The 6,966-nt window shown below is 68.1% G+C and carries 7 protein-coding genes; 4 read left to right on the plus strand and 3 right to left on the minus strand.

What is annotated here, in order from left to right:
• Window positions 1–207: 207 nt before the first annotated feature.
• Window positions 208–675 carry a DUF3291 domain-containing protein gene (locus WBV89_RS04560; protein ID WP_423980152.1) on the minus strand — a complete coding sequence of 156 codons (468 nt, stop codon included), beginning with the start codon at window positions 673–675 and terminating at the stop codon, window positions 208–210.
• A gap of 12 nt (window positions 676–687) precedes the next feature.
• Complete coding sequence (gene glpX, locus WBV89_RS04565; RefSeq protein ID WP_423980153.1) at window positions 688–1,683, minus strand: class II fructose-bisphosphatase; 996 nt, start codon at window positions 1,681–1,683, stop codon at window positions 688–690.
• Window positions 1,684–1,746: 63 nt separating this feature from the next.
• Between glpX and WBV89_RS04570 the strand changes: the two genes are divergently transcribed.
• Genes WBV89_RS04570 through WBV89_RS04585 form a run of 4 tightly spaced genes read left to right on the plus strand, consistent with a single transcriptional unit; the run spans window position 1,747 to window position 5,747 of the window.
• Complete coding sequence (locus tag WBV89_RS04570) at window positions 1,747–3,594, plus strand: prolyl oligopeptidase family serine peptidase (RefSeq protein WP_423980154.1); 1,848 nt, start codon at window positions 1,747–1,749, stop codon at window positions 3,592–3,594.
• A gap of 40 nt (window positions 3,595–3,634) precedes the next feature.
• Window positions 3,635–4,453, plus strand: a complete 819-nt coding sequence (locus WBV89_RS04575; RefSeq protein WP_423980155.1) for a hypothetical protein — start codon at window positions 3,635–3,637, stop codon at window positions 4,451–4,453.
• Window positions 4,454–4,485: 32 nt separating this feature from the next.
• Complete coding sequence (locus WBV89_RS04580) at window positions 4,486–5,175, plus strand: hypothetical protein (protein WP_423980156.1); 690 nt, start codon at window positions 4,486–4,488, stop codon at window positions 5,173–5,175.
• Complete coding sequence (locus WBV89_RS04585; protein WP_423980157.1) at window positions 5,175–5,747, plus strand: alpha/beta family hydrolase; 573 nt, start codon at window positions 5,175–5,177, stop codon at window positions 5,745–5,747. Before WBV89_RS04580 ends, WBV89_RS04585 begins: the two co-directional genes overlap by 1 nt.
• Window positions 5,748–5,857: 110 nt before the next feature.
• Here WBV89_RS04585 and WBV89_RS04590 read toward each other — a convergent pair.
• Window positions 5,858–6,966 (minus strand): MFS transporter (locus tag WBV89_RS04590; RefSeq protein ID WP_423980158.1); only part of this gene is annotated, 1,109 nt, incomplete at its 5' end.

The raw sequence follows: 6,966 nt of genomic DNA on the forward strand, positions 1-6,966 counted from the left end.
CCCCACAACGGCGCCAACCACGACGTTGCCGCCGCCCACGACCACCACGTCGACGTTGGCACCATCGACGACCACAACCAGCACCACGACGCCCCCGGAATCCGGCAGATCAGCGTGCGAGACGTTGCTGGCGCTCATCGACGACACGCGCTTCGGTCACCTCCGGCCGCTCCTGTTGTTCCTCTCTCACATCCTCGGCTGCTCGTCCTAGCCCGGGGGTGTCGGGGGAGCGACGTCGTTGCGAAATCCGAATCCTTCCGGTCCCGGTCCGTGGTCTCGGAGATGATCCAGTCGGCGAACCGCGTCAGCGATCGACGGGATCTCTCCGACCGGAATCCACCACAACACGTTGGTCACCCCCGACGGCGGCTGGAACCACTCGGTGCGCCGACGGAGATAGCTGGCGTGCCCACTCTTGTACATGAAGTGGTGGAGTGAGTCGAGATCCGTCCACACGGACAGATTCGGCGCCCACAGCGGACTCCTGCGTCCCGGTACCCGGACGTAGCTCGCCGATCCACCGTCCTCGTCCGTCAGACGCCACACAAATCCCGGTGTCGCCTCGGCGATGGCGTTGATCGGTTCCAGCGCCAGCCGGAACTCGGTCATCTCATCGCTGTCGAGAGGCGCCCGGAAGAGCCCGAGATTGAGTTGAGCCAGGTGAAACGCCGCCATTGCGTCGCGTGATCAGTAGTCGATCGCGGAGAACTCGCGCAGCTTCGACACCCGGTGCCGTGCGTCCACGAAACGAACGGTTCCGCTGCGGGACCGCATCACCAGGCTCTGAGTGCGTGCGCCCCGGGCGTCGAACCGGACGCCACGGAGCAGCGCCCCGTCGGTGAGCCCGGTCGCCGCGAAGAAGCAGTTGTCGCTCGTGATCAGATCGTCCTGGGTCATCACCCGATCGAGATCGAATCCGGCCTCGAGCATCGCGGTGCGTTCCGCGTCTCCCTGGGGGGCGAAGCGCGCCTGCATCTCGCCGCCCATCGCCTTGAGCGCCGCAGCGGAGATCACGCCCTCGGGCGTGCCGCCGATCCCGAACAGGACGTCGGCGCCCGCATCGGGCCAGCACGTCGCCACCGATCCGTAGACGTCTCCATCGGTGATCAGTCGGATGCGGCACCCGGCTTCGCGGACCTCGGCGATCAGGTCGGCGTGGCGTGGGCGGTCGAGGATCACGGCCGTGAGATCCTGCACTTCCTCCTGCTTCGACTTCGCGATCCACCGCAGATTCTGCGACGCGCTCGCCGTGATGTCGATCGAACCGACCGACTCGGGTCCGACGGCGATCTTCTCCATGTAGAACGACGGGCCGGGATCGAGCATCGAGCCGCGGTCGGCGACGGCGATCACGGACAGTGCGTTCGTCTTGCCGTGAGCAGTCAGCGTCGTGCCGTCGATCGGATCCACGGCGACGTCCACGAACGGCTCCGACCCGTCGCCGACCTGCTCGCCGTTGAAGAGCATCGGAGCATCGTCCTTCTCGCCCTCCCCGATGATGACCGTGCCCGTCATCTGCACGGTCGAGAGGGACATCCGCATCGCCTCGACCGCGGCGCCGTCGGCCGCCTCCTTCTGACCGCGACCGACCCAGCGTGCGGCGGCCAGACAGGCCGATTCGGTGGCCCGGACCAGCTCCATCGCCAGGTTGCGATCGGGGCGTTCACGTGACGACTCAGTCATGCCGTTGACCGTACTTTGCGCGGCGCCAACGACCCAGTCGTGAGCGGTTTGTACGCTCCCTGCGTGGAGCCTGTCGCGTTGTCGTTGGTCCGAGCGGGACGGGAGTTGACCGAGCCGCAGATCTCGCCCGACGGTCGGTGGATCGGATTCGTCCAGCGCTGGAAGGGCGCCTCGTCGATCAATGCCGTGCCGCTCGCCGCCGACGGAGCGGTGGCGGGACCCGAACGCCAGCTCACGTTCGGACCCGATCCGGCTCCAGGCCGCGGGTTCGGCGGAGGATGCTTCGCCTGGGTCGACATGCACATCGGTGCCAGGCACGAACGTGCAGCTTCGGTTCCGTCGCTGATCTATGTCGCGGACGATGGCGAGCTGTGGTGGCAGCGGGGTCTCGAGCTCGAACGGATGACCGCGCACGGAAGGTCGGTGCGCGCCCCGGCCGGCGCCTCGGGGGATGGTCGGCTCGTCGTGTACGCCGTCGACGAAGCGGAGATCTGGTCGCTCGATCTCACGGTCGGGACGACGCGGCGTCTCGACGACGGACGCCACGCGTTCTGCTTCGATCCGGCGATCGCCCCGGACGGGGACGTGGTCTCGTGGACGGGGTGGAGTCCGCCGGCGATGGCGTGGGACGCAGCGGTCCGGGTCGATCGTCGGCTGCCCGACGGTTTCGGACGCGACAGCGACGATGGCTCAATCGCAGAGTGGCGACTCGACGAAGGTGCGTTCCAGCAGCCTCGATTCACCCCGTCCGGCGAGCCGGTCCACGTCCACGACGAATCCGGCTGGCTCAACGTGCACGTCCGCGATCGACCGGTCGTCGACGAGCCGCTCGAGCATGCCGGCCCGACGTGGGGGATGGGCAACCGGACGTACGCGTTCAGCCCGGACGGCTCGCGGATGGCGTTCACCCGCAACGAGCGCGGTCACGGAGCGCTGTGCATCGTCGACCGATCCACCGGCACGGTCGAACAGGTCGGGCGTGGCGTCCACGGTCGGTTGTCGTGGTCCGGTGACCACCTTGTCGCGTTGCGCGCGGGTGCGCGTACCCCGACCCAGATCGTCGTGTACACGTCGCCGTTCCACCGTCGGACCACTGTCGCGTTGTCGCACCCGGACGTGTGGCCGCGAGACGAACTGCCCGAGCCCGAACTGATCGAGGCACCGTCGTCGACCGACGGGTGCACGTTGCATGCCCGTCGGTTCGCTGTCGGGAATGGTCGGCTGCTCGTCTGGGTCCACGGTGGCCCCACCGATCAGTGGCAGGTCGATTGGCGCCCGAGGATCGTCTACTGGTGGAGTCGGGGGTGGGATGTGCTCGTCGTCGACCCACGCGGCACGACGGGCCACGGCCGGGCCTATCAGCAGGCTCTCCACGGTGGCTGGGGACGCCTCGACGTCGACGACACGGCCGATCTGATCGGCGCGGCCCACCGTTCCGGCTGGGCGACACCCGGCTCGACCGTGGTCGTGGGCGGGTCGTCGGGTGGGCTCACCGCGCTCGGCGTGCTGTCCGACCATGGCGACCTCGTGGCCGGCGGGGTGACGTCGTACCCGGTGAGCGATCTGCGGGCCTTGACCGAGGTGTCCCACCGCTTCGAGGCGCACTACACCGACACGCTGGTCGCTCCGAACGACGGTTCGGCCGAGTCGGATGCAGCGTTCGCAACGCTGTCGCCGATCGGACGCGCCGATCAGATCACCGCGCCGCTCCTCGTGATGCACGGATCCGACGACCCGGTCGTTCCGATCTCCCAGAGCGAACGGCTGGTGGACACCATCCGACGGGGCGGCGGCGACGTGGAGTTCGTCGTCTACGACGGCGAGGGTCACGGATTCCGCCAACCCGACAACGTCGCCGACGAGTATCGCCGCACGGAGGAGTTCCTCGATCGGGTGGTCCCGCTGGTCTGAACCCCGCGGTCTGAACGGGCGCGCAGATAGCGTGCGGGTCGTGGCTTTCGTGAACAAGCAGGGTGGTGAGCAGCAGCAGGACAAGGCTGCCGCCGGTCAACCCATCGACTTCGATCCCGACGACACGTCCGTCGTCAAGGTGCACTACGACCTGTCCGCGTGGTCGTTCGACCACCGTGCGGAGCTGGCTGAGGCATTGGCCGATGCCGGGATCCCGCACTACTGGGACGAAGAGGAACTCGTCGTGCCCGAGGTGGTCGAGGCCGACGCCGACGCGATGTTCGAGCAGCTCGAAGCCCTCCTGGGCCCGTTCCCGGTCGGTCTCGCCGACGACGACGAGGCGGTCGAGTACGGACTCGACGAATGGAGCGACGGCGACCGATCAGCGCTGACCGCCGCATTGGTCGAGGCCGAGATTCCCCATCGCTGGGACGGCGCGGTGATCCACGTCGCGGCCGATGCCGAGTCCGATGTCGACTCGCTCCTCGACGCGATCGAGGCGGGCGAACTCGGGAACGCCGTCGACGAGGGAGCGAACGAGCCGCCCGACGGTGTCCTCGGTGACATCTTCCTCACCGCCGACAAGCTGGCCAAGGATCCCTTCGACGCCAAGGCGCGCCGCAAGATCATCGACCTCGACGGATTGATCGAGCCGAAGTATCCCCCGTACCAGCTCGCCCCGCGGGTGTGGTCCGAGGCGGTCGCCGGTGTCGCTGCGATCGTCGACCGCATTGTGGCCGATGCCGAGGGCGGAGCCACAGTCGACCACCCCGTCGGCGATGACGGGCATCTCCAGGAGTCCTCCGACGTGATCGGGTTGGCCCAGGAACTGCGCTCGACCATTCGCGACTACGTCTGACGCGCCAAGGACGACACGAGGAGGATCGCTGCGTGCTGCTCGCCGAACTGGAGATCTTCCACAGCCGACCGGCACAGCCGACCCGTCGGATCTCGCTCGGTCACATGGCGCTGCCCGTCGACCCCGCACCGGGGTTCGGTGGGTTGCTGCTCGGCGCGATCGTCGCGCAGCATCTCGGGGGAGTCGACGACGACTTCGTGCCCGACGTGCACCGCCTCATCGGCGAGGTCGAGACGGGGGGCCGCATCGTGCAACCTCGACTTCGGCACCGATTCCAGCTCGACCGGCACGGCCTCGGGCACAGCACGCATCGCCTGCTCGGGGAGGGCGACGACATCTCGTTCGACTTCGCGACGACCGGCACCGATCTGGCCCAGGTCCTCGGCGCGATCTACGCCATCGAACGTCTGTCGCTCGATCACCGGCGAGCGGTCGCTCCGGTCGTCCAGAAGGCCGCGCGTTGGCGAGGTCCGATCGGCCCCTCGATGGTCGCCTACCTCGCCGGCTCGCAGACCACGACGCTCGAGGCGCTCGCCGACCCGAGTGGGTGGGCGATGAGCCTGCTCGGTTTCGAGCTCGGCGGCGCGAAACCGTCGAAGCGTGAGGTCACGAAGGCGTTCCGTTCCAAGTTGCGCGACGTCCACCCCGACCATGGCGGCGTCGAGGTCGATGCGGCCAAGTCGATGTCCGATCTGGCCGAGGCGCGACGGATCCTGTCCTGATGGCGAAGACGACTCTGCTGCTGTACCCGGGGGCCGGAACCGGGTGTGATCATTCGAGCCTGGTCGCGACCGAGACCCTGTTCGGTTCATCCGCGTACGTGGAGCGTCGCGACTTCCCGTATCGCACGCAGGGTCGTCGCGCTCCGGATCGTGCCCCGAAGCTGATGGCTGCGATCCGCGACGACCTCGGCGACTTCTCCCGACGGCGTGGCCCGCTCGTGATGGGCGGACGGTCGATGGGCGGGCGGATGACGACGATGGTCGCGGCCGACGTCGACGATCACGGCCCGGTCGCACGGCTCGCCGGGCTGGTCCTGATCTGCTATCCGCTGCATCCGCCCGGCAAGCCCGACCGACTCCGCGTCGAGCATCTCCCGAACCTGCATGTTCCCTGTCTGTTCATCTCCGGCACGCGTGACCCGTTCGGGACCCCCGACGAGCTCGAGGCGTGGACGTCGACCATTCCCGGGCCGGTCGAGCACCACTGGATCGACGGTGGCCGCCACGACCTCGCGGGCAAGGACGACGAGATCGCCGATCGCATCAGCGGTTTCGTGACGGGCATTTCCTGACAGACATTTCGTGACAGACGTTTCGTGACAGACGTTTCGTGACAGACAGTTCGTGACAGACATTTCGTGACCGCGGTGTCACCGCATGAGACGGCGGGTGTCCGTGACGGTCAGACCCACTCCGTCACGTCGAGCGTCTCGTCTTCGGGGTTGAGCGATTCCAGCTCCCGGTGGGCCGTTTCGGGATAGGCCGCGACGACGAGGATCGTCACGATCAACTGACCGATCGCGAGCAGGGCCATCGTCGATCCGTACGTCCATCCGCCGTCGATCAGGCGCCCGGTCAGACTCAGCCCGCCGATCCCGCCGATCAGTGCCGACGCGGTGACGAAACCGGTCGCCCGGGTCCGGTTCGCCGTCGGGAACAGTTCGGTGCGGTACACGGTCATCGCCGGGTACACCGCCGAGCCGAGGATGCCGCCGAGGAGTGAGAACGCCCACAGCCCGATGCCACCGACGGTGAACGCGGCCACGATCGACAACGTCGACACCGGCAGCGCGACCGTGATCAGGCGGCGGCGTCCATGGCGATCGGCGAAGCGGCCCCCGAGGATCAGCCCGATCCCGGCCGGGGTGCCGATCAGGATCGAGAACAGCGCGATCGAACTCCCGTTGAAGCCGCGGATGTCCTCGAGATAGGTGTTCTGGAAGAAGCTGGCGGGGGCGATGAAGACGTTGCCGGCGAACGCGACGGTCGCGAGGAGGAGGAAGCGCTTCCGATCGAGGCGCGGCACCTTGCGTGGCCGGTCGACGCGCTCGGCGTCGGCCGTGAAGCGGCGCGTCTCGGGCAATCGTCGCGTGAGGTCGAATGCGACGACGCACCAGATCAGCGCGATCAGGTACACGTAGCGCCAACCACCCGGTCCGAGGTCGGCGAGGCTCAGCGAGATCACGGCGATCCCGGCGCCGAGACCGGCCGCCATCGCCAGAACGCTGATCGCATACGCCCGACTGTTCTTCGGGACCTCCTCCGCCGCGACCACACCGATCACGAACGCGAGCGCGATACCCATCGGTCGACCGAGCGTCTGCGTCGCCACGAGCACCGCGAAAGTGGGCGCGATCGCGCCGAGCGCCGTCAGCAGCGGCGCGAGCCACGCGACGATCACCAGCACCTTGCGGCGCCCGATCCGGTCCGCGATCACCTCCGCCGGAAGCGCGAACACGATTCCGGCGCGCACGATCGAACCGGCGTCGCCCTTGGCGGTTTCGCTGATCC

Origin of the sequence: Ilumatobacter sp., from assembly GCF_049588435.1 — a bacterium.
Lineage (GTDB): Bacteria > Actinomycetota > Acidimicrobiia > Acidimicrobiales > Ilumatobacteraceae > Ilumatobacter_A.

Coding starts and splice junctions, on each gene's coding strand:
- WBV89_RS04560 (WP_423980152.1), bottom strand. CDS start 675: ATGGCGGCGTTTCACCTGGCTCAACTCAATCTCGGGCTCTTCCGGGCG.
- glpX (WP_423980153.1), bottom strand. CDS start 1,683: ATGACTGAGTCGTCACGTGAACGCCCCGATCGCAACCTGGCGATGGAG.
- WBV89_RS04585 (WP_423980157.1), top strand. CDS start 5,175: ATGGCGAAGACGACTCTGCTGCTGTACCCGGGGGCCGGAACCGGGTGT.